The organism is Micromonospora sp. NPDC005163 (assembly GCF_053599835.1).
Map to the genome: position 1 here is coordinate 1 of NZ_JBSFYP010000020.1, position 26,510 is coordinate 26,510.

General features: G+C 73.5%; 25 protein-coding genes. 12 read left to right on the forward strand and 13 right to left on the reverse strand.

Annotated elements, in window-relative coordinates; all coding sequences use genetic code 11:
* Nucleotides 1-60 precede the first annotated feature (60 nt).
* The 5 genes from ACWD6N_RS15875 (at nucleotide 61) to ACWD6N_RS15895 (ending at nucleotide 6,299) form a co-directional block, all read left to right on the forward strand.
* Complete coding sequence (locus ACWD6N_RS15875) at nucleotides 61-1,002, forward strand: mannitol dehydrogenase family protein (RefSeq protein WP_450004925.1); 942 nt, start codon at nucleotides 61-63, stop codon at nucleotides 1,000-1,002.
* Nucleotides 1,003-1,056: 54 nt separating this feature from the next.
* Complete coding sequence (locus ACWD6N_RS15880; protein ID WP_354962311.1) at nucleotides 1,057-2,235, forward strand: Gfo/Idh/MocA family protein; 1,179 nt, start codon at nucleotides 1,057-1,059, stop codon at nucleotides 2,233-2,235.
* A 213-nt stretch (nucleotides 2,236-2,448) separates the two neighbouring features.
* Complete coding sequence (locus tag ACWD6N_RS15885) at nucleotides 2,449-3,807, forward strand: pectate lyase family protein (protein WP_387322304.1); 1,359 nt, start codon at nucleotides 2,449-2,451, stop codon at nucleotides 3,805-3,807.
* A gap of 43 nt (nucleotides 3,808-3,850) precedes the next feature.
* A complete protein-coding gene (locus ACWD6N_RS15890) occupies nucleotides 3,851-5,461 on the forward strand; it encodes a pectate lyase family protein (protein WP_387322302.1) in 1,611 nt (536 codons plus the stop codon).
* Between the two features lie 115 nt (nucleotides 5,462-5,576).
* Nucleotides 5,577-6,299, forward strand: a complete 723-nt coding sequence (locus tag ACWD6N_RS15895; RefSeq protein ID WP_354962314.1) for an HD domain-containing protein — start codon at nucleotides 5,577-5,579, stop codon at nucleotides 6,297-6,299.
* Nucleotides 6,300-6,496: 197 nt separating this feature from the next.
* On the opposite strand, the gene ACWD6N_RS15900 is transcribed toward ACWD6N_RS15895, so the two are convergent.
* From ACWD6N_RS15900 to ACWD6N_RS15915, 4 genes are all read right to left on the reverse strand, one after another.
* Entirely contained in the window at nucleotides 6,497-7,300 is an 804-nt protein-coding gene (locus ACWD6N_RS15900) for an AfsR/SARP family transcriptional regulator (RefSeq protein ID WP_450004926.1), read from the reverse strand.
* A gap of 483 nt (nucleotides 7,301-7,783) precedes the next feature.
* Complete coding sequence (locus ACWD6N_RS15905; protein ID WP_450004927.1) at nucleotides 7,784-8,776, reverse strand: hypothetical protein; 993 nt, start codon at nucleotides 8,774-8,776, stop codon at nucleotides 7,784-7,786.
* 219 nt (nucleotides 8,777-8,995) lie between these two features.
* Complete coding sequence (locus ACWD6N_RS15910) at nucleotides 8,996-9,361, reverse strand: barstar family protein (RefSeq protein ID WP_354962318.1); 366 nt, start codon at nucleotides 9,359-9,361, stop codon at nucleotides 8,996-8,998.
* Between the two features lie 71 nt (nucleotides 9,362-9,432).
* Nucleotides 9,433-9,882 (reverse strand): ribonuclease domain-containing protein, encoded by a 450-nt coding sequence (locus ACWD6N_RS15915; protein ID WP_354962319.1) that lies wholly within the window; start codon nucleotides 9,880-9,882, stop codon nucleotides 9,433-9,435.
* A 243-nt stretch (nucleotides 9,883-10,125) separates the two neighbouring features.
* On the opposite strand from ACWD6N_RS15915, the gene ACWD6N_RS15920 reads away from it, so the two are divergent.
* Nucleotides 10,126-10,953 (forward strand): hypothetical protein, encoded by an 828-nt coding sequence (locus tag ACWD6N_RS15920; protein WP_354962320.1) that lies wholly within the window; start codon nucleotides 10,126-10,128, stop codon nucleotides 10,951-10,953.
* A 122-nt stretch (nucleotides 10,954-11,075) separates the two neighbouring features.
* Here the strand turns inward: ACWD6N_RS15920 and ACWD6N_RS15925 are convergent, their stop codons facing one another.
* The 6 genes from ACWD6N_RS15925 to ACWD6N_RS15950 form a co-directional block, all read right to left on the reverse strand.
* The gene (locus ACWD6N_RS15925) at nucleotides 11,076-11,642 is read right to left on the reverse strand and encodes a hypothetical protein (RefSeq protein ID WP_450004928.1); all 567 of its coding nucleotides are present in this window, start codon (nucleotides 11,640-11,642) and stop codon (nucleotides 11,076-11,078) included.
* Nucleotides 11,643-11,707: 65 nt separating this feature from the next.
* Nucleotides 11,708-11,995 carry a transcriptional regulator gene (locus ACWD6N_RS15930; protein WP_354962322.1) on the reverse strand — a complete coding sequence of 96 codons (288 nt, stop codon included), beginning with the start codon at nucleotides 11,993-11,995 and terminating at the stop codon, nucleotides 11,708-11,710.
* The gene (locus tag ACWD6N_RS15935; protein ID WP_387322299.1) at nucleotides 11,992-12,441 is read right to left on the reverse strand and encodes a hypothetical protein; all 450 of its coding nucleotides are present in this window, start codon (nucleotides 12,439-12,441) and stop codon (nucleotides 11,992-11,994) included. The genes ACWD6N_RS15930 and ACWD6N_RS15935 overlap by 4 nt, the downstream gene beginning before the upstream one ends.
* A 94-nt stretch (nucleotides 12,442-12,535) precedes the next feature.
* Nucleotides 12,536-13,483: an endonuclease domain-containing protein gene (locus tag ACWD6N_RS15940; protein ID WP_450004929.1), complete on the reverse strand. Its 948-nt coding sequence runs from the start codon at nucleotides 13,481-13,483 to the stop codon at nucleotides 12,536-12,538.
* A 188-nt stretch (nucleotides 13,484-13,671) separates the two neighbouring features.
* A complete protein-coding gene (locus tag ACWD6N_RS15945) occupies nucleotides 13,672-15,297 on the reverse strand; it encodes an ABC transporter permease (RefSeq protein WP_354962325.1) in 1,626 nt (541 codons plus the stop codon).
* Nucleotides 15,294-16,226: an ABC transporter ATP-binding protein gene (locus ACWD6N_RS15950; protein ID WP_354962326.1), complete on the reverse strand. Its 933-nt coding sequence runs from the start codon at nucleotides 16,224-16,226 to the stop codon at nucleotides 15,294-15,296. The genes ACWD6N_RS15945 and ACWD6N_RS15950 overlap by 4 nt, the downstream gene beginning before the upstream one ends.
* 111 nt (nucleotides 16,227-16,337) lie before the next feature.
* Between ACWD6N_RS15950 and ACWD6N_RS15955 the strand changes: the two genes are divergently transcribed.
* The gene (locus ACWD6N_RS15955; RefSeq protein WP_450004930.1) at nucleotides 16,338-17,120 is read left to right on the forward strand and encodes a TetR family transcriptional regulator; all 783 of its coding nucleotides are present in this window, start codon (nucleotides 16,338-16,340) and stop codon (nucleotides 17,118-17,120) included.
* Between the two features lie 38 nt (nucleotides 17,121-17,158).
* Here ACWD6N_RS15955 and ACWD6N_RS15960 read toward each other — a convergent pair whose 3' ends face one another.
* Nucleotides 17,159-18,952: an ABC transporter ATP-binding protein gene (locus ACWD6N_RS15960; RefSeq protein WP_354962328.1), complete on the reverse strand. Its 1,794-nt coding sequence runs from the start codon at nucleotides 18,950-18,952 to the stop codon at nucleotides 17,159-17,161.
* Between the two features lie 82 nt (nucleotides 18,953-19,034).
* Here ACWD6N_RS15960 and ACWD6N_RS15965 point away from each other — a divergent pair, with 82 nt between their 5' ends.
* A complete protein-coding gene (locus tag ACWD6N_RS15965) occupies nucleotides 19,035-19,463 on the forward strand; it encodes a MarR family winged helix-turn-helix transcriptional regulator (RefSeq protein WP_354962329.1) in 429 nt (142 codons plus the stop codon).
* 199 nt (nucleotides 19,464-19,662) lie between these two features.
* Entirely contained in the window at nucleotides 19,663-21,447 is a 1,785-nt protein-coding gene (locus ACWD6N_RS15970; RefSeq protein WP_450004931.1) for an N-acetylglutaminylglutamine amidotransferase, read from the forward strand.
* 22 nt (nucleotides 21,448-21,469) lie between these two features.
* Here ACWD6N_RS15970 and ACWD6N_RS15975 read toward each other — a convergent pair whose 3' ends face one another.
* Together ACWD6N_RS15975 and ACWD6N_RS15980 are read right to left on the reverse strand one after the other, a co-directional pair.
* Nucleotides 21,470-22,678 (reverse strand): RNA polymerase sigma factor, encoded by a 1,209-nt coding sequence (locus tag ACWD6N_RS15975; RefSeq protein ID WP_450004932.1) that lies wholly within the window; start codon nucleotides 22,676-22,678, stop codon nucleotides 21,470-21,472.
* Between the two features lie 2 nt (nucleotides 22,679-22,680).
* Nucleotides 22,681-23,037 carry a YciI family protein gene (locus ACWD6N_RS15980; RefSeq protein WP_354962332.1) on the reverse strand — a complete coding sequence of 119 codons (357 nt, stop codon included), beginning with the start codon at nucleotides 23,035-23,037 and terminating at the stop codon, nucleotides 22,681-22,683.
* A gap of 286 nt (nucleotides 23,038-23,323) precedes the next feature.
* On the opposite strand from ACWD6N_RS15980, the gene fxsA reads away from it, so the two are divergent.
* The 3 genes from fxsA to ACWD6N_RS15995 are packed head-to-tail and all read left to right on the forward strand — an operon-like array spanning nucleotide 23,324 to nucleotide 26,508.
* A complete protein-coding gene (fxsA, locus tag ACWD6N_RS15985) occupies nucleotides 23,324-23,515 on the forward strand; it encodes an FxSxx-COOH cyclophane-containing RiPP peptide (RefSeq protein ID WP_387322295.1) in 192 nt (63 codons plus the stop codon).
* A gap of 2 nt (nucleotides 23,516-23,517) precedes the next feature.
* Entirely contained in the window at nucleotides 23,518-24,858 is a 1,341-nt protein-coding gene (locus tag ACWD6N_RS15990) for an FxsB family cyclophane-forming radical SAM/SPASM peptide maturase (RefSeq protein ID WP_450004933.1), read from the forward strand.
* 3 nt (nucleotides 24,859-24,861) lie between these two features.
* Nucleotides 24,862-26,508: an aKG-HExxH-type peptide beta-hydroxylase gene (locus ACWD6N_RS15995; RefSeq protein WP_450004934.1), complete on the forward strand. Its 1,647-nt coding sequence runs from the start codon at nucleotides 24,862-24,864 to the stop codon at nucleotides 26,506-26,508.
* Nucleotides 26,509-26,510: the final 2 nt, after the last annotated feature.

A 26,510-nucleotide genomic window follows, 5' to 3' on the forward strand; every position in this document is an offset into this window, starting at 1 on the left:
TCGAGGTGACCGCCGCCGAGCCCCAGTGCCCGCGCCACCGTGTGCTGCTGGGCGGCGTCGGTGGCGCTGGTCAGCTGCGACAACCTGCCGGCCAACGGGCGGCGGCTGCGCGGCCTCGTCGACCAGGCGGTCGGCCGGGCCGTCGGGGTGCCCGCCGGGCTGGTCGACTGGGTGGCCGGCAACGTCACCTGCCCGGGCACCATGGTGGACCGGATCGTGCCCGCCAGCACTCCGGAGACGATCGACGCGGCCCGCCGGGCGCTCGGCGTGACCGACCTGGCGGCGGTGGCTGCCGAGCCGTACGCGCAGTGGGTGATCGAGGACGACTTCCCGGGCGGGCGGCCGGGTTGGGAGCACGCCGGGGCGGTGCTGACCGGCGACGCCGGCCCGTGGGAGCGGTTGAAGCTGCGCACCCTCAACGGCGTGCACTCGGCCGTCGCGTACCTGGGGGCGCTGGCCGGCCGGGAGACGATCGCCGACGCGCTGGAGATCCCGCACCTGACCGACGTGCTGCGCCGGCTGATCGCCGAGGAGGTGGCGGCCAGCTTCACCCCACCGGACGGGGTGCGGGTGGTCGACTACGGCGAGCAGGTCCTGGCCCGGTTCGGCAACCCGGCGATCCGGCACCGCACCCTCCAGGTGGCGATGGAGGGCTCGCAGAAGCTGCCGCAGCGGGTCCTGCACACCATCGCCGACCTGCGCGCGGCCGGGCGGTCCGCACGCTGGGCCGCGCTGGTGGTGGCCGCCTGGTTACGTTTCGCGCTGGGCCACGCCGACGACGGCCGGCCGCTGCCGTTCCAGGATCCTCTGGCCGAGCCGATCCGGGCCGCGCTGGCCGCCGGCGCGCAGAGCGCGGCCGGCGCGGTGGACGCGGTCTTCGCGCTGCGCGAGGTCGTCCCGGCCGAGGTGGCCGAGGACGACGAGGTACGGGCCGAGGTGACCGGCTGGCTGACCGCACTGTCGCGGCACGGCGTCGAGGCGACGCTGGCAGGTGCCCGGTGAACGGGCCGGCGCTGGCAGGCGCCCGGTGAACGGCCCGGCACTGGCAGGTGCCCCGTGAACGGGGCGGCAGCGCCGACCCGGGTAGCGGTGATCGGGGCGAACGGGCACGGCCGGTGGCACCGGCGGGTCATCGCGCCGCTGCACGCCGCCGGTCGGCTGCGGCTGGTCGCCCTGGTCGACGTCCGGCCGGTGGAGGTAGACCCGGACGCGCCGGTGCCGCCCGGGGTGGACGTGTTCATCGACCACCGCGCGATGCTCGCCGCGACGCGCCCGGAGGTGGTGGTGATCTGCACCCCGCCACACACCCACCTGCCGATCGCCCGGGACGCCCTGGCCGCCGGCGCGGACCTGCTGCTGGAGAAGCCGCCGGTGCTGTCGCTGACCGAGCACGAGGAGCTGACCACGGCGCTGGCGGCGGCCGGTCGGGTGGCCCAGGTCGGTTTCCAGGCCCTCGGATCGGCGGCGCTCACGGCGCTGACCGACGCGCTGGCCGCCGGCCGGCTGGGCACGGTCACCGGCATCGCCACCGTCGCCGCGTGGCAGCGGCCGGACGGCTACTACGCCCGCTCCCCGTGGGCCGGTCGCCGGAGCGTGGACGGCCGTCCGGTGCTGGACGGCGCCCTGGCCAATCCACTCGCGCACGCGGTGATGCAGTGCCTGGCGGTCGCCGAGGCGCTCGGCGGTGCGCCGCCGTGGCCGGTCGCGATCGAGGTGGAGCGCTATCGGGTACGACCGATCGAGGTGGAGGACACCGCGGTGCTGCGGGTCCGGTTCCGCGCCGGGCCGCCGGTGCTGGCCGCGGTCACCCTGGCGGCGGAGGAGTTCGTGGCGGGCGAGGTGGTGGTCACCGGCACGGCGGGCCGGGCGGTGCTGGAGTATCCGACGGACCGGTTGCGCCTGCCCGGGGACGTGGTGACCCGCCGGGTCCCCGGACGGCGGGGGCTGCTGGAGAACCTGCTCGCCCACCGGGCCGACCCGGTGGGGGTGCCGCTGATCGCGCCGCTGACCCGTACCGCCCCGTTCACCGCGCTGCTGGACGCGCTGCGGGCCGCGCCGGAGCCCCGACTGCTCGACGGCGAACTCGTCTCCGTGGTGGGCGACGGCGGGGAGCGGGTACGCCACCTGCGGGACGTGGTCGACGTGCTGCGCCGGGCGGCCGAGCGGGGGTTGCTGCCGGGTGAGCTGGCGGTGCCGTGGGCGGTGCCGGCGTACCGCGCGGAGCTGGCGGGATAGGAGGCGACGGCAACCGGAGTGCAAACACCGCCCGGACTCGTTCGGGCCGCATCGGACGGATCCCCGGATACCCGACCCGCGACGGTCGGGGCAATGCCGGTCGAGCCCGACAACTGCAACATTCCTGCACACATCACATATTGACTCTCATAAATCTATGAACCTACCGTTCCTGGTGACTGCCGAACCACCACCAGCGAACGGGAAGAATCGATGCGCAGAGTCCTCACCGCCGCTACGGTGACCGCCCTCCTGCTCGGTGCCGCTCCGGCCGGCGCCGCCCCCCGCCCCGACCCCTCAGGCGCCGCCGACCGGCTGTCCCGGGCGGCCCACCACCTGGGCCGGCAGGTGCTGCCCGAACGCGACGGCTGGGCGGCCGAGGGCACCGGGACCACCGGCGGCTCGGCGGCGACCCCCGAGCGGACCCGGGTGGTCCGCAGCCGGGCCGAGCTGGTCGCCGCGCTCGGTGGCGACAACGCCAGCAACGCCACCGACGCCACCCCGAAACTCATCTACGTGGACGGCGCTGTCGACGGCTTCGAGGGGCCCGACGGCACGCCCCTGAGCTGCGCGGACCTGGCCGACCCGGAGTACCGGCTGGACGCCTACCTGGCCGCGTACGACCCGGCGGTGTGGGGCCGGGTGCCGCCGGCCGGGCCACTGGAGGAGGCCCGGGTGCGCTCGGTGGCCAGCCAGACCCGGCAGACCCAGCTCAACGTCGGCTCCAACACCACGATCGTCGGGCTGCGCGGCGCCCGGTTGACCGGGCTCACCCTCATGATCGACCGGGCGTCGAACGTCATCGTCCGCAACCTGACCTTCGTGGACGCCCGGGACTGCTTCCCCGCTTGGTCACCGACCGACGGCGAGGCCGGCAACTGGAACAGCCAGTACGACCAGATCTCGGTACGCCGCAGCGAGCACGTCTGGGTCGACCACAACACCTTCACCGACGGCGACAACCCGGACAGCGCCCAGCCTACCCACTTCGGACGGCCGTACCAGGTGCACGACGGTTCGCTGGACGTCACGCACACGGCCAGCCTGGTCACCGCCTCCTGGAACCGCTTCATCGGGCGCGACAAGCTGATGCTGATCGGGTCGTCCAACACGGTCGGCCCGGACGTGGGTCGGCTGAAGGTCACCCTGCACCACAACCTGTTCGACGGCGTCCTGCAACGGCTGCCGCGGGTGCGCTTCGGCCAGGTCGACGTCTACAACAACCACTACCGGCTCGGCGGGGACGACTTCCAGTACGCGCTCGGCGTCGGCGTGCAGTCCGCGCTGTACGCCCAGGACAACTTCTTCACCCTGGACGCGGCGGTCGACCCGGGCGACCTGCTGTACGACTGGGGCGGCACCGCGCTCACCGAGCGGGGCACCTGGGTCCGCCAGGGCGGCGGCCCGGCCCGGCCGGTCGACCTGCTGGCGGCGTACAACGCGGGCCACGACCCCGACCTGGGCGCCGACGCCGGCTGGACGCCCACCCTGCGCCGCGGCCCGGTCCTGCCGGCGCCGCTCGTCCCGCTCCTGGTCGGCCCGCTCGCCGGCGCGGACCGGCTGCCGGTCTGACCGACCGCCGGCACCCCACCCCACCCCACCCCGAGGAGATCCCGTGCGCATCCCGCACCTACCCCGAGCGGCGCTGGCCGCGGCCGGCGCCGGCCTCACGGCCGTCGCGCTCGCCGCCGGCGTGACCACCGGCGCCCGGGCGGCCACCCTGTTCGGCGACACCTTCGACGACGGCAACGCCGACGGCTGGTCCAAGTCCGGCGGCGACTGGTCGGTGGTCACCGACGGCACGCCGGCCTACCGACAGGCCAACACCGGCAGCGAACTGGCCCGGGCGTTCGCCGGGCAGACGAGCTGGACCGACTACCAGGTCCAGGCGCGGGTCAAGCCCCTGTCGTTCAGCGGCGCCAACCGGCTGGTCGCGCTGGCCGCCCGCTCCGGCAGCGCCACGAAGATGTACCGGCTCGCGCTGACCAACGCCAACCGGGCCGAACTCCAGGTGGTCAACGGAAGCTCCATCACCGTGCTCGGCTCGACCGCGCTCACCGTCACCACCGGCACCTGGTACACGCTGCGCCTGGAGACCGCCGGCAGCACCGTGCGCGGCTTCGTCAACGGCGCGCAGGTCGGCGCCGGCACGGACACCGCGTACGCGGCCGGCCGGATCGCGCTGGTCACCGCGTACGCCAGCGCGGTCTTCGACGACGTCGCGGTGGACGGCGCCGGCGGCGGACCGACCACCCCGCCCACCACCACGCCACCGCCCACCGACCCGCCACCGACCGACCCGCCGCCCACCACCCCGCCGCAGACCGGACTGGCCGGATGGGCCACCCAGAACGGCGGCACCACCGGTGGTGCCGGCGGCGGCACGGTGACCGTCACCAGCGCGACGGCGCTGGCCAGCGCGGTGCAGGGCGACGCGCCGGCGACCGTTCGGGTGAACGGCACCTTCAGCTGCTCGACGGAGATCCGCAGCGGCTCGAACAAGACGATCATCGGAGTGGGTGCCAGCTCCGGATGGTCCGGCTGCGGGCTCAACCTGCGCGACGTCAGCAACGTCATCGTCCGCAACCTGAACATCTCCAGGGTGCGGGCCGGGGTCGGCAACGGTGACGCCATCCACATGGACAACGCCACCAACGTCTGGATCGACCACAACGACCTGTCCAGCGACACCACCAGCGGCACCGACTACTACGACGGTCTGCTGGACATCACGCACGGCTCGAACTACGTGACCGTCTCCTGGAACAGGCTGCACGACCACGTCAAGTGCTCGCTCGTCGGGCACAGCGACAGCAACTCCGGCGAGGACACCGGCCGGCTGAAGGTGACCTACCACCACAACGCGTTCAGCAACTGCTTCCAGCGCAACCCGCGGGTGCGCTTCGGCAACCCGGTGCACGTGTACAACAACTACTACGTGAACACGGCCAACCCGTCCTACAGCTACGGCATCGCCACCACGAACGGCGCCGGCGTGCTGGTCGAGGGGAACTACTTCGAGAACATGACCGACCCCACGCACGTCGGCGAGGGCTCCTCCCCCACCGGCAACCTGGTGGCCCGCAACAACCAGTTCGTCAACTCGGGCACCCCGCAGACGGCCGGCTCGGTGGCCGTCATTCCCTACCCGTACACGATGGACGCCGCGAGCGGCGTCAAGGCGACGGTGACCGCCGGCGCCGGCACCGGACGGATCACCGGCTGACCCCGACCGCCCCCACGACCGGGTCGACGCCCGCACGGCGTCGGCCCGGTCCGGTGCGGTCGGGTCGGCGACGCACGGGACCATCAACCTGGTGAAGATCGGCTATAAGTGACGCATGGACTTCCCGCCGCACCTGGGCAGCATGCCGATGCACGCGATCACCGAGATCCACGGCGAACCGGGCCTGCTGGAACGCTTCCGGTTGGAGATCCACCAGTTCGACGACGCCGCCCGGGCCCGGCTGACCGCCGCGCTCGACCTGGCCGCCGACCTGCACCGCGACGACCGGCGGGTTCGCGAGCCGTACCTCAACCACCTGCTGCGGGTGGCCATCCGGTTGATGCACCACTACCAGGTGCGCGACGTCGACGTGATCGTCGCCGGGTTGCTGCACGACGCCGTCGAGGACCACCCGGCCGAGTTGGCCGACGGGGGCGGCGACCCGCGCGCGGGAGCGCTGGCCACGCTGGCCACCCGGTTCGGGCCGCGGGTGGCGACGCTGGTCGCCGCCGTCACCAACCCGGTGTACGACCCGCAGCGCGACCGCAACACGCAGTACCGCGAGCACCTGAGGGTCAGCCTGGACCGGGAGCCCTGGGCGCGGGTGATCAAGGTGTCGGACTTCACCGACAACGGGGTGGGCGTGATCCACACCGTCGGGCCGAAGGTCGTCTCCTCGGCGATCAAGTACCGGCCACTGGTGCCGCTCTTCCGCGACCTGATCGGCCGGCCCGACACGCCGCTCTCACAAGCGGTGAAGCGACACATCTTCAGTCAGCTCGACCTGGCCGAGGAGCGGTTCAGCGCGATCCTGGACCAGCCCGTCCACCCGAACTGACCGGCCGGCATCGCCTTCATCGGCCCGGTCGGGGCTCGCGGTGCACCACCTCGCGGCCGGCGGATCAGCGTCGAATCCGGGGCGGGGTGCGCCCGATGGCGATATACCTCTGAGTCATAGATATACCCGTGAGGTATATCGGTCTGCCGCGAGTCCCCGCCTCGTCCGTCTGCGGACCGCGTGGTCCGGGTGATCGACTACCGTGCGACCCGCCCGGCTGGCTCCACTGATGCGCCCTCATCCGAGTGCAGACCGCTCCGCACCAGGTGCGCCAGCCAGGGTGTCGGGGCGACGCCGAGCTCCCGGCCCAGGTCCGCACGGAACAGCTCGAATCGGCGTACCGCCTCGTTGATGTTCCGCTCGGCCAGGTGTACGGCGATCAGCGTCCGGGTGGCGCTCTCCCGCAGCGGCTCCAACTGCACGGCGGTCAACGCCACCTGCACGGCCTCGCTGAACCGGCCCTGCGCGGTGAGCCGCTCGGCGAGCGCCTCCAGCGCGTGCATCTGCGTCTGGCGCAGCCGTTCCCGCTCGGTCAGGACCCAGTCGTCGTACCAACCCGGCAGCAGCTCGCCGGTCGCCAACGCCGGCACTCCGTCGCCGGCGCTCACCGGCGACCCGCCGGCCAGCAGCGCGGCCGCCGCCGCACCCAGGGCGGCCACGTCGCTGGTCACCCCGGCGGCCAGGGACAGCCGGTCGTCCTCCTCCAGCAGCGGCTCGGGGGTGACCCGGTGCAGTCGCCACAGCATGGTGCGCAGGTTGGCCCGGGCCCGCTCCTCGTGCGAGCCGGGCCAGAGCGTGCCGGCGGCCTCCGCGCGGGCGCACCGCTGGCGTACCCCTAGGTAGGCCAGCAGCCGACGGGCGCCCTGCGGCACCGCCACCGGCCGACCCTCGCGTTCCAACCCGAACCCGCCGAGCAGGCGCAACGCGTACCGGGGAGGCGGCCCCGCGTCGGCCTCGGGTGCGCCGGCGCGGAGGTCGTGTGTTACCTCGTGAACAACCATGCCTGCGCCCTTTCGCACCCGATCGTACCGTGGCAGTTCCACGCTCGGGTGTGGACGGTCGACGCGCCAGCGCTGTGTCGTCACACCGACCCGGCGAGCGGCGTGGAGCAACCGTTCGCCGGAGTCGGTACCGGCCGTTCAGCGCAGCTTGCTCAGCGTCTGGGCGTAGCCGGTCCACTCCGCGGCGTCTCCGACGTCGGCGCGCACCTGGGCCTCCTTCATGATGGCGAGGACCTGCTCGGTCGGCGCTTCGGCCAGCTTGCCGAGCGTGCTGATCCCGGCGCGGGCCAGCGCCGCCCGGGCGTCTTGCCCACCACGGCGATGACGCCCGGCGAGCGCTGGGCCAGCGGCGCCGGTGGCGGCACGATCCGGACCTCGATGAACGGGAATGCTGCTGTCGGTGCCACGGGTCCTCTCGGACGGAGTTGCTGCTGCGGTCGGTAGGCGGCTCCCGGCCGCTGCGGCGTCCTGCGGCCGGGAGTCTCAGGTGTTCACGGCGGCCAGTCCGATGCCACTGCGGGCGAGCCACTGGCCGGCCCGCGCGAACCGGGCGGCCCGCCGCTGCGCGTCGGTGCCGCTGTCGCCGCCGGGCCAGCCGTCGTCGTCGAACGTCTCGATGGGAACCACCCAGACGGCGACGACCCGGTGCCGCCGCCGGACGTCGTCCGGGGCGGGCACGTCCAGCCCCAACTCCTCGGCGCGCGCCCGCACCAGGCGGGTCTCGACGAGCAGGTCGGCCAGGGAGAAGCCCCGGTCGCGGACCAGTACGGCGGCGGCGAACGGCAGCGGGCGCGGGGTCGGTGGGGCGGCCGGCGGGGCCGCGTAGCGCAGCTTGACCGTGGCGCCGGCGGCCTGACCGCGCATCCGCGCCACCAGGTCACCGGCGTTGGCGGCGCCCACGCCGGCGAGCAGCCGGTCCAGGTGCACGTCGGTGAACGCTGCGGGCTGGTGCAGCCCGGCCCGCAGCCGGGTCACCAGCCGGGTCCGGCGCTCGGTCTCCAGCTGCGCCGGGTCGGCCGGCAGCGCGCCAAGGTCGGCGATGATCTGCGGGTCGACGTCGAAGGCGGGAACCGCGACGTCGAGGTCCTCGACCCGGTCCCGGGCGGCGCTGGTCCGCACCACGAGGCTGCCCCGCCAGAGCGCGTCGATGCGCAGCGCCGAGCCACCGAGACCGTGCAGGCTTACCCGCAGCTCGGTCCGGGTGGTGCCGCCGGAGCCCAGCCACTCCCCCTCGGCCAGGGTGACCGGGGCGGCGGCGAAACCGAGGGTCAGCTCGTCGAAGACCGCCGCGTACGGAGGCCCGACCGGCATCGCCTCGGTGTCGTACGCGGCCTCCACCAGGTGGGCCAGCGACGCGTCGTCGAAGACCGCGGCGCGGGTGCCCGGATCGGCCAACCGCACCAGCACCCCGTCGACGAAGTCCACCGCACCGGCCTCCCCGCTGCCCGCGCCGGTGCACAGTGCCCGGCTCGGCACGAGGATCGCGAAGGGCGCGTCACCCGACCGTCACCGCCACCGTCGCGCCCCGGAGCGACCCCGACTGTCGGGATGTACGTAGCCGCACAGCGGGGCGGCGTGACCGGGCCGCGGTGTTGCCGAGAAGCGTTATGACTCAGAGTCATTCTTATACCTCTGAGTCATAACGCTCGTTGGGCCATACGCACCCCGACCCGGCCGCCCTCCGTGAGGTGGTGGTCAGGAGAGCGAGGCTTCGTGCAGGACGACGCGTAGCGGATGCGGTGCGGTGGTGGCGACGTCGCCGAGAACGGCGAGCAGCAGGGCGTACTGGCCGGCCGGCTCGTCGGCGAGCAGCTGGCCGGCGTCGTTGATCAACAGGGTGAGCGGGCCGGCGTCCAGCCGGTCCCGGAGCACATCGGCGAGGGCGTCCCAGGTGCTGCCCAGGTGGGCCGGCAGGGCCAGCGCGTCGGTCAACGCGGCGAAGAACGCGGGCCGGGTCCGGCTCGCCCCACCGGCCAGCACCGACGCGCCGGGTACCTCCGGGGCGCCGCCCCGGCACACGGTCAGCCAATCGGGCGTCCGACCACCGTCCTGGTCGACCATCTCCCGTACCTCCTGATCTGGCCTGAGCTGACGGCGGGACCGGCCGCGGTGACCAGCCGGCCCCGGGTCGGTCAGAGCCGGTAGAAGTCGGTGTAGTGGTTGGGCGAGAACCAGGTGACCCCAGTGCTGCGGTTCACCACGATCCGGTACGCGTCCCGGGCGGCGCCCTGGGTCCGCGGGTACACGTCGTACTCGTAATAGGTGGCGTTGGTGGGCAGTTGACCCTCGTAGTTGTAGAACCGGCCGCCGGCGAAGTTGGATTTGCCGCCACTCCAGGAATACCAGGCGCGGATGGTCGGGAAGCCCTTGGCGGACCATCCCGAACGGGCGGTACGGGCATCCGCGCAGCGGCTGATGGTGCAGGAGCTGTAGACCGCCGCCGAGGCGGAGTCGGTCAGTTGGGGGGCCACCACGGACGGGCCGACCAGAGCGGCCGCGACCATGGCGAGGAGCAGGGCGAGGGTGGTGGTACGCCGGCGGATCGCGCCGAGCGTGGCCAGCGGGGACACGAGGGTGGACACAGGCTGCCTCCAGACCATCCGATCCATCGATCCGCATCACTGTCGGATCGGAACCAGTCTCATCGTTGACAGTCCCCCGGCAACAGTCCTCGGCGCGCAAACTGCTCCACAATGTTCGGTGAACCCCCGGGCAATCCGTCTTTTCGCTGGCGCAGCGGTGCGGGCTCGTGGCGGCGTGGCGGCGGACATATCGGTCACGGGTTGTTAGCGTGAGATGGAGATCCGTGACGATGGAGGGGTGGCATGACGGACGCCCCCGACGGGACGCCGAAGCCCGCGGATCGGTGGCGACAATGGGGTACCCGCGGGCTGATCGTCACCCGGGACGCGAGCGTCACCGGTTGGCGCTGGTGGACGCGGACCTGGGACCGACTGGTCGCCGCGCTCCAGGACGAGGCGCCCGTGGGGCCCGGCGCAGCAACGGCGCCATCCGGCCCGCTCGTCGAGCAGCGCCACGTGCCGCGGCTGATCGCGGTTCCAGCCCGCGGGTACGTGTACTCCTTCTACGTCCGCGCCACCTTCGCCTGGTCGTCGCCGAAGAGCCTGCGGGCCGAGGTGCTGAGCTGGTACGTGCGGTACTTCCAGCCGAACGCGATCCAGCGGCTGACCCGGCTCGCCGCCGACGCTGCCCGGGACCTGGCGCCGAACCGGGCAGGAGACCTCGAACTGGCATTGCAGCGGGCGCTCGCCGACGACCCTGTCTGGCGCTACCAGCGGGGCGACATCGTCATCACCTGCCAACCCGACGCATCCGTCCGGCTCGACGAGCGGATCATGCCGGCGCTCCAGCCGCACATCGACCGGCTGGTCAAACTCGAGTACCAGTTCGACGAGCAGCTTCGGCGGGCCCGATACGCCGAGGAGCTGAGCCGGCGCTGGGCGGAGATCCTGGCCCAACACGCCAACGTAACCGGCGACCAGGACTTCGCCGACGCCCGCGACCACATGCTCACCGCGCAGAAGGAGGCCGCACGCTGGATCAGCGAACTCCTTCACCACCGCTCCACACACCCCACCGACCCGATCCCCTCCCCCTTCATCCCACCCCAGCCGAACCGCCCCAGCCCCTGATCCGCCGCCCTTCCCGACCCTGACTGGCCCATCTCATCCCTCGGCCTTGCGTCCTCGGGGTGGCTTTGCCGGGCGCCATGACGCCGCCGCCTCGTCGACGGTGCAGCCAGTTGGCAGCCGTTTCAGGCGGCTCGGACGTCACGACCCGAGCTGCCAAGCAGTGCCTTCCGCAGTGCCGCTGACTGCTCCACCGATCCACCCCGGACGCCGAGACTCTGCCGGGCCGCCCGGTAGTAGCCGTCGCGGGCCTCGTTGACCCGGGTGAGCAGCTCGGAGATGTCCTGCGGCGCATCGACGATCCCCCTCGCGAGCCGTTCGACCTGCCAGACCGCGTCCCGCCAACCGGCGGCAGCGACGACCGCCGGCTCGTCGCCGAGCAGCAGCAGGTTCTCCCAGACGATCGTGCGTCGGGCGTCCGCCTCGGCCAGCCGAGCCAGGCCGTCCTCGCGGTCGATGGGGTGGCTGTGCGATCCCGGCCGGTGGTCGGCCGTCATCCGCAGCGCGATGGCGTGACTCTCCTTGATGGCGTGCGCGTAGTCAACGTACGCGTCCAGCCGCCGCTCGTCCCAGCGGACGCTCTGGCTCCGCCGCCACCGCGCCCGGTCGGCCAACGAGGTGGCGAGGATCGTGCCCAGGGTGCCGACCAGTACGCCGAGGAGCGCCGGAAGCTGCGTCAGAAGGGTGCCCACGCCGCCGAGGCTGCCAGCACGGAACAAGCCCCGCCAGCCCCTACCCGGTGTGCCGCACACGAACGCTATGCGTCGCCGATCAGTGCTCTCAGTGCCGCGCAGTGCTGTTCGTAGGCCTTCTGCCCGGCCTCGACTATCCGATAGGTGGTACTGCCCCCACGGCCACGACCGACCTTCGTCGAGGCGACATAACCAGCCGCCTCCAACGTTGACATCTGCTTGGACAGATCCGACTCAGTGATCTGCAGGTGGTCCTTCAGGAACCGGAACGAGACCGAAGGGGCGTTGGCCAGGACGGCCATGGCCGCTAGGCGCTTGGGCACGTGGATGATCGGGTCCAGTCCGTCGATCATCGCAGGCGTGCCCGCGTCCTGGCGGCAGCCGCGGCATACCGCCGCTCGTAGACGGCCAGGCCTACCGTCACGAGGACGAATGCCGCCCCGGCGGCAGCCGGGACGCCGACCAGCCACCAGACGAGCCCGACGACGAGAGTGACCACGGGTAGGGCAGCAACGTATTCGCGCCACACTGCGGCGATCTCGGTGGGCGGCGTTCCCTTGCCCGGCATCGGGAGCGCGCCGTGCCGACGCCGCATCCAGACGACGAACAGGGCCTCGACGGCGATCAGGACGGCGAGCGACGCCACGAACAGGACAGCATTCTCACGCCACCAGACGAACGTGCCGATCATGGCGGCGGCCCAGGCGCCAACGGAGGGCGCGTACCACCAGGGGGTGGGCGGATAGTTCACGTAGGGCGCGGCGGCACCGCGCTCGGCCGCTGTGAGCTGCTCCTCCACACCAATACTTTCCATGGCGGAAAGCATAGGCGAACACTTTCCACTTGTGCAAGTTATGGGTCCAACGCGCTGGCCGGCGCGGATGCCCGAGTCATCAGCCCCGGAAGATGCGGGTCGCGAGGATGGCCAAGGTTTCGCGGCGTACCGCGGCGGCCTCGCGCACCAGGCGACGGTGGGCGAAGCGGACCACCAGGATCCCGGTGGTCGCCAGCAAGGCGTCCCGGCGCAGGTCGATCTCCCGCTGGTGGGGGTCGCCGTGGGTGGCGGCCCCGTCGAGTTCGATGTTGACCCGCTCCCGCTCGGCGAACATGTCGAGGTAGATGGTGCGTCGCCCGAGGCGCATGGGCACCTGTCGGCGGAACGCCGGCATGCCCGGGCCGGTGAAGACGTGCTCGTGCCCCCAGATCTCCAGCGGGCTGCGGCAGCCGTCGGCGAGCCTGGTCAGCAGCCTTCGCAGCGCTGCCCGATCGACCAGCTTCGGCGCACCATCCAGGGCCTCGGCCAACCGCTCGGGCGTGGTCAACCAATTGTTGACCGCCTGGATCACCGGTGCCCGCCGCTCGCTGTGCGGCAACGCCGGCCATGAGTCGATGAGGGCCTGCTCGAGCCGGGTGACCGTCAGTCCGCGTCGGATCACCACGTGCGGCGGGCTGATGACGAAATCCCGGCGCCGATGCACGACCAGTCCGGGTCGGGTGCGCAGGCTGGCGCTCGCCGGTGTGCTCAGGTGCACCAGGTCACCGACAGCCTGCGGGCACAGTCCCCACGCGCCCAGCGCGCTGAGATGACTGAGTGCGCCGCGGCCGTCAGCCCAGGCGAGAGCCGCACGCTGCCCCAGGGCAGGGTCGAGCCGACTCAGGGCAGGACCATCGGAGCGACCATCGACCAGGTGCACCGCCACGAAGACCTCGGGCAACACCCGCACCAGGTCACCGTTACGGCACGCCTGATCCAGCGTCCACTGTGGCACCACCTGCGTGGCCGCTCCACGCGTCACCAGCCCTGCGCCCAACTCCACCAGTTCCCGAAGCACCGAGTTCACGCCACGAACCGTGCAGCCCCACGCCAACCTCCCGCAACCAGTCACCCCTGCCCCTGTGCACACCCACCAACCTGTGGACGACGCCCCTCGCCGCTCGATTTCTGCTAGCCGCACCGATCGGTGGCAGCTCAGCGGGGAAGGCGTCGGCGTGTCGAGTTGCTCAGCTGCCAACGATCACGAAGAGCAGGTCAACTCGGGACGTCGCGGTGGCGGAAGGCGGCGACGCCGACGGCGAGCAGCGCCGCCGCCACCGCGGCGAGCACCACGAGAGGCAGCACCGCCGGGTCGACCGCGGGCACGGACGGCACATGGGTGTACGGCGAGACGTTGAGCGCGACCTGCGGCAGCTCCAGCACCGCGCCGAGCTGCCCCAGGAGTAGGAAGACCAGCAACGCCGTCCAGGAGAGCACCACCGACAGGCGGGGCAGCAGGCCGAAGAGCGCGGTCACCACCCCGGCCACCACGAGCAGGGCCGGCAGCCGCAGCAGCGCGGCACCACCCAGCGCGATGGCCTCGCCGAGCGGGTCGCCGGTGACCAGGCCGTAGCCGAGCCCGGTGGTCAGGCCGGCGAGCAGCAGCAGGGCGAGCGCGCCGAGCGCCGCGGCGAGGACCTGGGTGCCGAGCCATCGGGTACGGCTGACCGCCGTGGCGAGGGCGGCCTCCAGCACCCCGTCGGCTTCGTCGCCGCGTACCCGGAGCAGGGCCTGCACCACGTACGCCCCGATGGTCAGGGCGAAGAGCCCGAGCATCGCGGCCAGGTACGCGTCGACCAGGTCGGCTCCCCCGCCCATCGCGTTGATCGCCTCGGCGGCGGCCGGATTCTGCTCGATCATGGCGTTGAACTCGTCGGCGGCGACGCCCATCGAGACGCCGAGCACGGCGATGCCGACCGCCCAGCCGAGCAGGGTGCCGCGCTGCATCCGCCAGGCCAGCCCGGCCGGGCTGAGCAGCCACGCCGCACCGTTCGCGGGCTTGCGCCGGGGGGCGACCAGCCCGGCGCCCTGGTCCCGCTGCTCCGCGAGGGCGTACGCCAGCGCCACCCCGGCGAGCAGCAGCGCGACGGGCAGGGCGAGCACCCACCAGCGTTCCCCGCCGAAGGCCCGCACCTGGTTGCCCCAGCCGAGCGGGGAGAGCCAGGACGGCCAGGCGCTCTCCACCCGGGTGCCGTCGGCGCTGGTGTCGCCGAGCACGTCGCCGGCGGCGCGCAGCACGAAGGAGAGCCCGACGACGGCGGCGGCGAGCGCGTTGGCGCCCCGGGAGCTGACCGAGACCTGCGCGGTGACCGCGGCGACGCCGGTGAAGGCCACCCCGACGCCGCCGACCGCGCCGGCCGCCGCGACGGAACCGGCCAGCGGCAGACCTGCGCCGGTGAGGGCGACGGCGAGCAGCGCCGCGGCCGCCACGTTCGCCGCGACCACGACCAGCAGCGCGGCGGTGAGCGGCGCGTACCGGCCGACCACCGAGGCACCGAGCAGCTCGGCGCGCCCGGTCTCCTCGTTCTGCCGGGTGTGCCGGATCACCGCGAAGGTGCTCAGCAGCGCGATGATCAGGGCCAGCGTCACGTACGTCTCGGCGACCACCACCGCACCGACGTCGGTGCCGGCGATGGGGCCGTTGAAGGCCCGGGCGACCAGGCTGGACGCGGACGTGGCGGCGTAGCCCTGACGGGCCGCCTCGTCGGGGTAGATGCCGGCGACGCTGCCGGCGAGGGCATAGCCGAGCAGGGGCGTGCCGAGCACCCAGATCGCGAGGCGGATCCGGTCGCGGCGCAGCACGAGCCGGGCCAGCCGGCGGGTGCCGGTGAGGGCGGTCACCGGACACCGGCCTGCTGGACTTGCGCCGACTCGGGGTCGGCGGTGGCGCGGCCGTCGCCGTAGTGGCGCAGGAACAGCTGCTCCAGGGTGGGCGGGGTGCTCGTGAGGGCGCGGACGCCGAAGTGGATGAGCTGCCCGAGCAGCTGGTCGAGGTGCGCCGGCTCGACCTCCAGGTGGGTACGCCCGTCGACCTCGCGTACGTCGTGCACGCCGGGCAGCGCGTCCAGGCCGGTCACCGGGCGGGCCGTCTCGACGATCACCGCCGTGCGGGTGAGGTGGCGCAGCTCGGCCAGGCTGCCGGACTCGACGGTGCGACCCTCGCGGATGATGCTGACCCGGTCGCAGAGCGCTTCGACCTCGGCGAGCACGTGGCTGGAGAGCAGCACGGTGGCGCCGGCCTGCTTGATCCGCCGCACCTCGTCCTGGAACACCGCCTCCATGAGGGGGTCGAGGCCGGAGGTCGGCTCGTCGAGCACGTACAGCTCCACGTCGGAGGAGAACGCGGCGACGATGGCGACCTTCTGCCGGTTGCCCTTGGAGTACGTGCGGCACCCGCGGGTCGGGTCCAGATCGAAGCGTTGCAGCAGCTCGTCGCGGCGACGACGGTCGAGGCCGCCGCGCAGCTCGCCGAGCAGGTCGATCGCCTCCCCGCCGGAGAGGTTCGGCCAGAGGCTGACGTCGCCCGGCACGTACGCCAACCGGCGGTGCAGGCGCACCGCGTCGCGCCAGGGGTCGGCGCCGAGCACCCGCGCCTCGCCGGAGTCGCGGCGGAGCAGCCCGAGCAGGATCCGGATGGTGGTGGACTTCCCGGATCCGTTGGGCCCGAGGAAGCCGTGCACCTCACCCGCCTCGACCCGCAGGTCGAGCCCGTCGAGTGCCCGGATGCCGCCGAACGTCTTGACCAGGTTGTCGATCGAGATGACGGGCATCGCCCCTCCAACTATTGGATGCGTCGACCGTCCCCACTGTACTGACCGTCGGTCAGCACAATCAACGGTGACGTCAGCCACCGGGTCAGGACGCCGGTTAGGCTGGCCGGCATGACCGCCGATCCCGCGGACGACACCCGCAGCCGGATCCTGCGCGCCGCGCTCGACCTCTTCGCCGAACACGGCTACCAGCGCACCTCGCTGCGGCAGATCGGCGAACGGCTGCGGTTGACCAAAGCCGCGATCCTGTACCACTTCCCGGCCAAGGAGCACCTGCTGGCGGCGCTGGTCGAGCCGATGCTGGCCGACCTGGAGGCGCTGCTCGACGCGGCCCAGGCGCAGCCCACGGAGCAGGCCCGGTGGACGGTGCTGGAGGGCTGGGTGGACACCATGCTCGCCCACCGCCGGCCGCTCGGCATGCTCTTCCACGACATCGCGCTGGTCGGGCGGAACGACACGTACCACCGGTTGATGGGGATCGCGATGCGGGCCAACGACCTCATCGCCGGACCGGACGCCGGGCGCCGGGAGCGGGTCCGGGCGGTGCAGGCGGTCGCCACGTGCAGCGACCCGATCGTCTTCTTCACCGACGTGCCCGACGAGGTGCTGCGCGCCGACATGCTCGACGGCGTACGCCGCCTGCTGGCGGGGCCGGCGGCGGCCGCTGCGGTCCCGGCGGGCGCGGCCTCAGGGTCCGGGCGCTCGCCGGATGCGACCCTTGGCACCGACGCGGGTGACCGTCGGCGGAGACCGGGCCGGCCGCGGGCGATGGGCCGGGAGCAGGTCGAGGTGGCCCGGCGGATGCACGCGGCGGGCACCCACTCGGTGGACGCCATCGCCGCCGCCCTGGGCGTCTCGCGGGCCACCGTCTACCGCCACCTGGACGCCGAATAACGAGACGGTTTTAGCGACGGTTTCGAGACGGTTGTGAGTCAGGCGGCCAGGGTGGCGTAGCGGCCGTTGCGGTGCAGCAGGCTGTCGTGGGTGCCAGCCTCGACGATCCGCCCGTGGTCCAGCACCGCGATCTGGTCGGCGTCGCGCACTGTGGAGAGCCGGTGCGCGATGGTGATCGTGGTGCGCCCCTCGGCGAGCACGTCGAACGCCCGCTGCACGGCCCGTTCGGTTTCGGTGTCCAGCGCGCTGGTGGCCTCGTCGAGGACCAGGATGCGCGGGTCCCGCAGCAGCGTGCGGGCGATGGCCAGCCGCTGCTTCTCACCGCCGGAGAACCGGTGGCCGCGCGAGCCGACCACCGTGTCGTACCCGTCGGGAAGGCCGGCGATCAGGTCGTGGATCTGGGCGGCGCGGGCGGCGTCCTCGATGTCGGCGTCGGTGGCGTCCGGCCGGGCGTAACGCAGGTTCTCCCGGACGGTGGTGTGCAGCAGGTACGTCTCCTGGCTGACCACGCCGACGATGGCGGCCAGGTCGGCCAGGCGCAGGTCACGCAGGTCGACCCCGTCGACGGTGACCCGGCCGGCGGTCGGGTCGTGCAGCCGGCTGACCAGCCCGGCGAGGGTGCTCTTGCCGGAGCCGGTCTCGCCCACGAGGGCGAGGCTGGTGCCGGCGGGCACGTCCAGGGTGACCCCGGCGAGGGCGGCGGTGTCGCTACCCGGGTAGCCGAAGGTGACGTCCTCCAGGCGCAGGTGGCCGCGGACCCGGGCGGGGTCGAGTCGGACCGGCTCGGCCGGGTCGGCCACGTCGATCGGCAGGTCGAGGTATTCGAAGATGCGGGCGAACAGCGCCAGCGAGGCGGTCAGCGACACGCCCACGTTGAGCAGGCCCATCAGCGGCCGGAACAGGCCGCCCTGCAATGCGGTGAAGGCGACCAGGGTGCCGATGCTCAGCGTGCCGGCGGTGCCGGGCAGGCCGGCGGCGAGGTAGATGACCGCCGGTACGGCGGCGAAGATGATGCTCATCGAGGCCATCCGCCAGCGACCGGCCAGTTCGCTGCGCAGTTCCAGGTCGACCAGGCGGGCCGACGAGGCGGTGAACCGGTCGATCAGCGCGGGCCCGGTGCCGAGGGTCTTGGCCAGTTGGACGCCGCTGATCGACAGCCCCTCCTCCACGGTGACGTTGAGGTCGGCGAGCTCCCGCTGGCGCTGGGCGGTGATCTCCCGGCGCATGCGGGCGACCCGGCGGGTCAGCCAGATCGCCGGTGGCAGCACCACGAGGGAGACCAGGGAGAGCTGCCAGGAGAGCGCGACCATGGCGACGGCGGTGGCGATCACGGTGGTGAGGTTGGCCGCGACGGCGGTGGCGGTCGAGGTGACCACCGACTGCATGCCGCCGATGTCGTTGGTGATGCGGGACTGCACCTCGCCGGTGCGGGTCCGGGTGAAGAAGCCCAGCGACTGCCGCTGGAGGTGGCTGAAGACGTCGGTGCGCAGTCGGTGCATGATCTGCTGCCCGACTCGGGTGGAGATCCAGGTCTGGATGACGCCGAGGGCGGCGGTCACCGCGGCGACCGCGACCATGCCGAGGACCAGCCAGACCAGCAGGGTCACGTCGCCCTGCGGCAGGGCCCGGTCGATGACGGCACGCAGCAGGAACGGGGTGGCCATCGCGATGATCGAGGAGGCCACGATGATCGCGGTCACGGCGGCCAGCGCGGGCCGGTGGGCGGTGAAGAGCCGGCCGATGCGGCGCAGTGACACCTGGCGGGCCTGCGCCTTCTCGTCGGCGCTGACGGTGCGGTGGCCGCGGTCGCGGCCGGTGGGGGTGGATTCCAAGGGGCACTGCCTCTCGTCGGGAATATTGCTGAGGTTACCTCATCATGAGGTAGCAACCGCATCCCCTGCTACCGTATTCCCCGTGACGGAGCGCACGGCGGACGGCGACGACGAGAGCCTGGCGGAGACGTTCTGGGCGGTGGCCGGGCGACTGCGCCGGCAGGCGCGGGAGTCGTTGGCGCCGTGGGACGTCACCCCCAGCCAGTCCCGGGCGCTCGGGGTGCTGGCGCGGCACGGTGAGCTCCGCCCGGGCGCCATCGCCGAGCACCTGCGCATCGCGCCCCGCTCCGCCACCGAGGTCATCGACGACCTCCAGACCCGGGGGCTCGTCGAACGCCGGCCCGACCCGGCCGACCGGCGGGCGACCCTGGTCGCGCTCACCGGGGAGGGCAACCGGGTCAGCGCCGCCATCCGGGCCGCCCGCCGGGCCGAGGCCGACCGCTTCTTCGGCCACCTGGACGACGCCGATCGCGACCAGCTCGCCCGCATCCTGCGCACCCTGCTCGGCTGAGCTGCAAGGAAGGGCACCTTGTTAACGCCTGGTGTAGAGGAAGGGGCCCTTCCTAACAATGAAGCCGTGTTTGCCCACCCCGCGCCCGGGTAGCCAGCGCGGCCCGTCCGGTAGGCGGGACCGGCCACCGCACGGTCGGGCGAGGTGACAGGAGGATGTCCGTGCCGCTGGTGTCCCATCTGACTCACCACCCCGCCTGATGTGCGGGATCAGCGGCGAGGCTCGGTTCGACGGCAGGCCGCCCGACGCGGGGGCGGTCACCCGGATGACCGAGGCGATGCGGTCACGCGGCCCGGACGGCGAGGGCCTGTTCACCGACGGCTGGGTGACGTTGGGGCACCGCCGGCTGACCATCATCGACCTGTCCGACGCGGGCGGCCAGCCGATGGTGCGCGAGGACCTGGGCCTAGCGCTGGTCTTCAACGGCTGCATCTACAACTATCCCGAGCTGCGCGAGGAACTGACCCACGCCGGGTACGCCTTCCACTCCACCAGCGACACCGAGGTGATCCTGGTGGCGTACGCGCACTGGGGTGACCGCTTCGTCGACCACCTGGTCGGCATGTTCGCGATCGGGCTGGTCGACCGGGCCCGGCGGCGGCTGGTGCTGGCCCGTGACCGGCTCGGCATCAAACCGCTCTACCTCGCCGAGACCCCCGGGCGGCTGCGGTTCGCCTCCACCCTGCCGGCGTTGCTGCGTGCCGGCGACGTGGACACCAGCGTCGACCCGGTGGCGCTGCACCACTACCTGTCCTGGCACTCCATCGTGCCCGCGCCACGGACCGTGCTGCGCGGCGTACGCAAGCTGCCGCCGGCCACCCTGCGGGTGATCGAGGCGGACGGGCGCAACCGGGAGGAGGTGTACTGGCGGCCGGACTACGTGCGGGAGCCGGCCGACGCCGGCATGGACGCCGCCGACTGGCGGGCCGCCGTGGGGGACGCGCTGCGCACGGCGGTACGCCGGCGGTTGGTCGCCGACGTGCCGGTCGGGGTGCTGCTCTCCGGTGGGCTGGACTCCAGCCTCATCGTGGCGCTGCTCGCCGAGGCCGGCCAGCGGCACCTGCGCACGTTCAGCATCGGTTTCGACAGCCGCGGCGGCGAGTCCGGCGACGAGTTCCACTACTCCGACCTGGTGGCCCGCGCGTACGACACCGACCACGACCGGATCCGGCTGTCCAACGACGACCTGGTGCCCGCCGTGCGGCGCGCCGTCCAGGCGATGGCCGAGCCGATGGGCAGCCACGACGTCGTCGCCTTCCACCTGCTCTCCGAGCAGGTGGCCCAGCACGTGAAGGTGGCCCAGTCCGGGCAGGGCGCCGACGAGGTGTTCGCCGGCTACGGCTACCACCAGCCACTGACCGAGGCGCCCCGGCACGGCGCCGCCGAGACGTTCGCCACCGCGTTCTTCGACCGCGACCACGACGAGCTGCGCCGGATCGTCGGCCCGGCGTACGCGCTGGACCACGACGCCAGCCGCGACCTGCTGACCGAGCACCTCGCCGCCCCCGGTGCGCAGACCGCGCTGGACGCGGTGCTGCGCCTGGACACCCACCTGATGCTGCCGGACGACCCGGTCAAGCGGGTGGACAACATGAGCATGGCGTGGGGCCTGGAGGTGCGCACCCCCTTCCTCGACCAGGACCTGGTCACCCTGGCCGCGCACTGCCCGCCGGAGCACAAGGTGGCCCAGGGCGGCAAGGGCGTGCTCAAGGAGGTCGCCCGGGGGGTGGTGCCGGCCGAGGTCATCGACCGGCCGAAGGGCTACTTCCCTGTGCCGGCGCTGCGCAACGTGGACGGGCCGGTTCGGGAGCTGGTGGCCGAGGCGTTGCAGGCGCCGGCCGCGCGGGAGCGGGGGCTGTTCCGCCCGGAGTACGTGGGACGGCTGCTCGCCGAGCCGGACCGCGCCGAGGCTGCGGCCGGCAGCAACAAGCTGTGGCAGCTCGGGCTGCTGGAACTCTGGATCCAGACGCACGACATCCGCTGAGCTGTCAGCCGGCGCGGGGTGGTCAGTCGGTCGACAGAGCCGCCGCCCGCCCGCTGAGGAATGCCTGTTCGGCCGCGTTGTCGGTCAGCGCGGCTGCCCTCCGGTACGCCACGGCGGCCTCCCCGCCCCGGCCGAGCCGAGCCAGCAGGTCGGCGCGGACCGCGTGCCGTACGTGGTAGCCGTCCAGGTCGAGCCGGTCCACTTCGGCCAACGCCACCGCCGGTCCGGCCACCTCGGCGAGCGCGACCGCCCGGTTCAGCGCCACCACCGGGCCGGGGGCCACCGCCAGCAGGTGGTCGTACAGCTGGAGGATCTGCCCCCAGTCGGTGTCGGTGGCGCGCGGCGCGGCGCTGTGCACGGCGGCGATCGCGGCCTGGATCTGGTACGGCCCCGGCTGGTCGCGGCGCAGACAGCGGCGGACCAGCGACTGTCCCTCGGCGACCAGCGCGGCGTCCCACCGGGCCCGGTCCTGCCGGGGCAGCGGAACGAGGTCGCCGTCGGTGGTGGTCCGCGGGTCCCGACGGGACTCGGTGAGCAGCATCAGGGCGAGCAGGCCGAGCGCCTCCGGCTCGTCCGGCATCAGCTCGACCAGCAGTCGGGCCAGCCGGACCGCCTCGGCGCACAGCTCCGTGCGGACCAGTCGCCGTCCGGTGCTGGCCGTGTACCCCTCGTTGAAGATCAGGTAGAGAACCGCGAGCACGGCGTGCAGCCGGTCGGGCAGGTCGGCGTCGCGCGGAACGCGGTACGGGATCCGCGCGTCGCGGATCTTCGACTTGGCCCGGACCAGCCGCTGCGCCATCGTCGGCTCGGGCACCAGGAAGGCGCGGGCGATCTCGGCGGTGCTCAGACCGCCGAGCAGGCGGAGAGTGAGCGCGACCCGGGCGGCCGGGGCCAACGCCGGATGGCAGCAGGTAAAGATCAGACGTAGCCGGTCGTCGCTCACCGGTGTCTCCTCGACGGGTGGGTCGGCGGCGTACAGCAGGGCCGCCTGGGCGTGCCGGTCGGCCCGGGACGCTTCCCGGCGCAGCCGGTCGATGGCCCGGTTCCGGGCGGTGGTGATAATCCAGCCGGCCGGGCTGGGTGGCGGGCCGGTCTGCGGCCACCGTCGCAGCGCGATGGTGAAGGCGTCCTGGACGGCCTCCTCGGCGAGGTCGATGTCGCCGAGGAGGCGGACCAGGACGGCGACCGCGCGGCCGTACTCCGCGCGGAACACCGACTCCAGGTTCTCCACGGTCAGTCGCCGGCTCCACCCTGGAACGGGCGGACCTCGACCGGCAGGGTGGTGGCCAGCGCGTAGCGGCGGCCCCAGTCCAGGGCGGCGTCCAGGTCCGGAACGTCGATGATGGTGATGCCGCCCAGGTACTCCTTGCCCTCGACGAACGGCCCGTCGGTGACGAGCACCTCGCCGTCGCGGGGGCGCAGCACGGTGGCGGATTCCGGGCTGTGCAGGCCCTGCCCGAAGACCCATGACCCGGTGGCGGTCAGCTCGTCACGCAACTCGCCGAGCTGGCGCATAACCCCGGCCAGGAACTCCGGCTCCGGCGGCAGCTCACCCTGCGGCTGGTGGATGCTGAGCAGGTAGAGAGTCATCGTTCCTCCTCGCGGGGCGGCCGGCCCGTCGCCGACCTCTCATCCTCCACACGAACGGCCGCCGGCCGGATCGACAGACCGCCCGGAAGAAATCCGAACGCCGGCCACGTCGGCCGAGGTCGCGGGGCGGCACGACGGCGGCGGTGGTACGCCAGGTGACGGCGGGGTGGCCAGCGTGTGCGAGCTGCGGTGTCGCGCCATCCCGGGCCGGGCGCGATGGTGTAGAAAGGCGGAGTGAGCGCAGCGGTGACGCAGGTGCCGGTCGTTGACCGTGGGGCGGTCCACGGTGGCTGAGCACGCCCAACCGCCCACGCCCGTCACCGCCGGCGCCGCCCTGGTGCGGCTCGGCGACGTGCCGTTGGCGGATCTGCTGGCCGGCGCCGGTGACGGTGTGCTGGCCCACGTGCTGGCCACGCTGGTCACCGAGGGTGACCCGGCCCGGCCCGGCGACGTGTCCGCGTTCGAGTCGAGCTTCTGACCGTGTCGGCCGACGCCTCGCCGTCGGCCGACCGACGCCGCCCTGCCGCGGGCGTGGCACCGGCGGCCGCACCGCCCACTGCCCCGACCGCGCCCCGGGTACGCCAACTGGTGCTGAAGGTGCACTCGCGCTGCAACCTGGCCTGCGACTACTGCTACGTCTACCGGCACGCCGACCAGGGCTGGCGGGACCGGCCCCGGGTGATCGCGCCGGCCACCGTGGCCCGGGTGGCCGACCGGCTGGCCGCCCACGTCGCCCGGCACCGCACCGACCGGGTCCGCGTGGTCCTGCACGGCGGGGAGCCGCTGCTGGCCGGCGTCGCCGTGCTCGACCGGACGGTGCGTACGCTGCGCGCCGCGATGCCCGCCGGCACCACCCTCGACGTCACGATGCAGACCAACGGGCTGCTGCTGGACGAGGCGGTGCTCGCCTTCTGCCACACGCACGGCGTCGACGTCGGGGTGAGCGTGGACGGCGACCGCACGGCCAACGACCGGCACCGCCGGCACGCCGACGGGCGGGGCAGCTTCACCGAGGTGGCCGCCGCGCTGCGCCTGCTGGCCCGACCCGAGCACCGGGCCCGGTACGCCGGCCTGCTCTGCACCGTCGACCTCGCCAACGATCCGGTCAGCGTCTACCGGAGCCTGCTGGAGTTCGATCCGCCCCTGCTGGACCTGTTGCTGCCGCACGGCAACTGGAGCACTCCCCCGCCCGGCCGCCACCCCGACGACCCCGCCACCCCGTACGCGGACTGGCTGATCGCCGTCTTCGACACCTGGTACCGGGAGACGCCCCGGCGCACCGGGATCCGGCTGTTCGAGTCGCTCATCGCGGTGCTGCTCGGCGGGCGCAGCGGCACCCAGGCGCTGGGCGTTGCCGAGCCGGACATCATGACGATCGAGACCGACGGCACCATCGAGGGCACCGACACCCTCAAGACGACCACCACGTCGGCGATGCGTACCGGGTTGGACGTCTTCCGGCACAGCTTCGACGAGGCGCTGCGCCACCCGTCGCTGGCCGGGCGGCCGACCGGGTTGGCAGCTCTCGCGGCGGCCTGCCGGGCCTGCCCGGTCGTCGGCGCCTGCGGCGGTGGCCTGTACGCGCACCGCTTCCGCGACGGCGCCGGCTTCGCCCACCCGTCGGTCTACTGCCCCGACCTGTTCCGGTTGATCCGGCACGTGCGGTCGGTGGTCGCCGCCGACCTGGACGCGCTGCGCCGCCGCGTCGCCGCCCAGCCCGGCCCGGCCGAGGCGGCACCGCGCGACACGGTCCAGACACCGGTCGCGGGCGGCGCGGCGGAGGCGGTGGGCGCCGGGGCGATCGTGCCCGCGGGGCGGTGAGCCGTGTCGGGGCCGCTGTCCGGGATGCAGTTCGCCGGGCTGGCCGGCGGGCACGGTGACCCCACCGCCCTCGACGTGCTGCGCGGCGGGCAGTTGGGCCGGCGCAGGCTGCTGACGGTCGCCGCCGCCCGCGCGTACGGCGACGACCCGCTGGCCCGGCGCGGCCTGGAGCTGCTCACCCGGGCCGAGCGGGCCGACCCGGCGGCGGTCGCCGAGGTGCTGGCGCACCCGCCGCTCACCGGCTGGGCGCGCGCGGCCATCGACCGGCCCGCCGACGCCGGCTACCTGGCCGCGCTCGCCGCTGCCGCGGCGACCCGGGCGGGTCTCGCCTTCGAGCTGACGCTGCCCTGCCCGGACGGCACGCTGCTGCTGCCCACCCTCGGCGGCGCGGTGGATCTCACCCCCGGCCCGACGGTGGTGAGCGCCCGGCACGGCACCGTGCGGATCGTCCCGCGGGACGGGCCGGCGCGCTGGCTGCCGGCGCGGCGGATCGCCCCGGCCGCCGGCGTCGAGGTCACCATCGACGACCAGGACCCGTGGCGGCGCCGGTACCACCACCCGCCCGCGCCCCGACTCGCCGACGACGCCGCCGCCGACCTGAGCCGGCTGACCGGGCAGGCGTGGCGGTGGCTGCGCGTCAACCTGCCGGCCCACGCCGACGGGCTGGCCGGGTTGCTGCGCTCGCTGGTGCCGCTGCGGCCGCCGCCGTCCGGGCACGCGGTGAGCGCGACCAGTCGGGACGCGCTGGGCGCCATCGCGCTGTCCGTGCCGGCCGACCCGAAGACCCTCGCCCTGCTGCTGGTGCACGAGCTGCAACACACCAAACTCGGTGCGCTGCTGGACCTGGTGCCGCTGCACGGCCCCGGCGGGCCGGCCCGCTACCGGGCGCCGTGGCGGCTCGACCCCCGCCCGGTCGGCGCCCTGCTCCAGGGCGCGTACGCGCACCTGGGGGTGGCCGAGGTGTGGCGCTGCCGGCGGGCGGAGGGCATGACCGCCGCGTTCGAGTTCGCGTACTGGCGGGAGCAGACCGCCCGCGCGATCCGGCAGCTCACCGACGCGGTGGAGCTGACCGACGCCGGGCGGAGCTTCGTGGCCGGCATGGCGGGCACCCTGCGCGGCTGGCGCGAGCCGGTCGACGAACGGGTCGAGTCGGCGGTGCGGGACATCGCCGACGGCGGCGCGGTGCGCTGGGGCCTGGCCAACCTGACCCCCTACCCGGATGAGGTCGACCGCGCGGTGCGGGCCTGGCGGCGCGAGCAGCCACGCCCGGACGACGGGCCGCCGCCGACGGTCGCGCCACGCCCGGCCGCCCCGGCGCTCGCCGTGGAGACCGGACCGGAGGCTGCGGTACGTGGGCGACTGCTGACCGGCGACACTGGTCCGTCCATGCTGGACCCGTCTGACCGGGCTTACGCGGAAGGCGATCCGGTGCGGGCACTGGATGGGTACCGACGACGACTGAGCGACGATCCCGGGGACACCGACGCCTGGGTGGGACTGGCGCTCGCCGCCCGGCGAACCGGGCATCCGGCCGCGGCCGTTGCCCTGGCGACCCGCCCGGACCTGGTTCGCGCGGTCCACCGGGCGGTGCCCGACGCCGACCTGCTGGCGTTGGCGACGTGGTGCCTCGACGCCCCGGCTTCTCCATGACC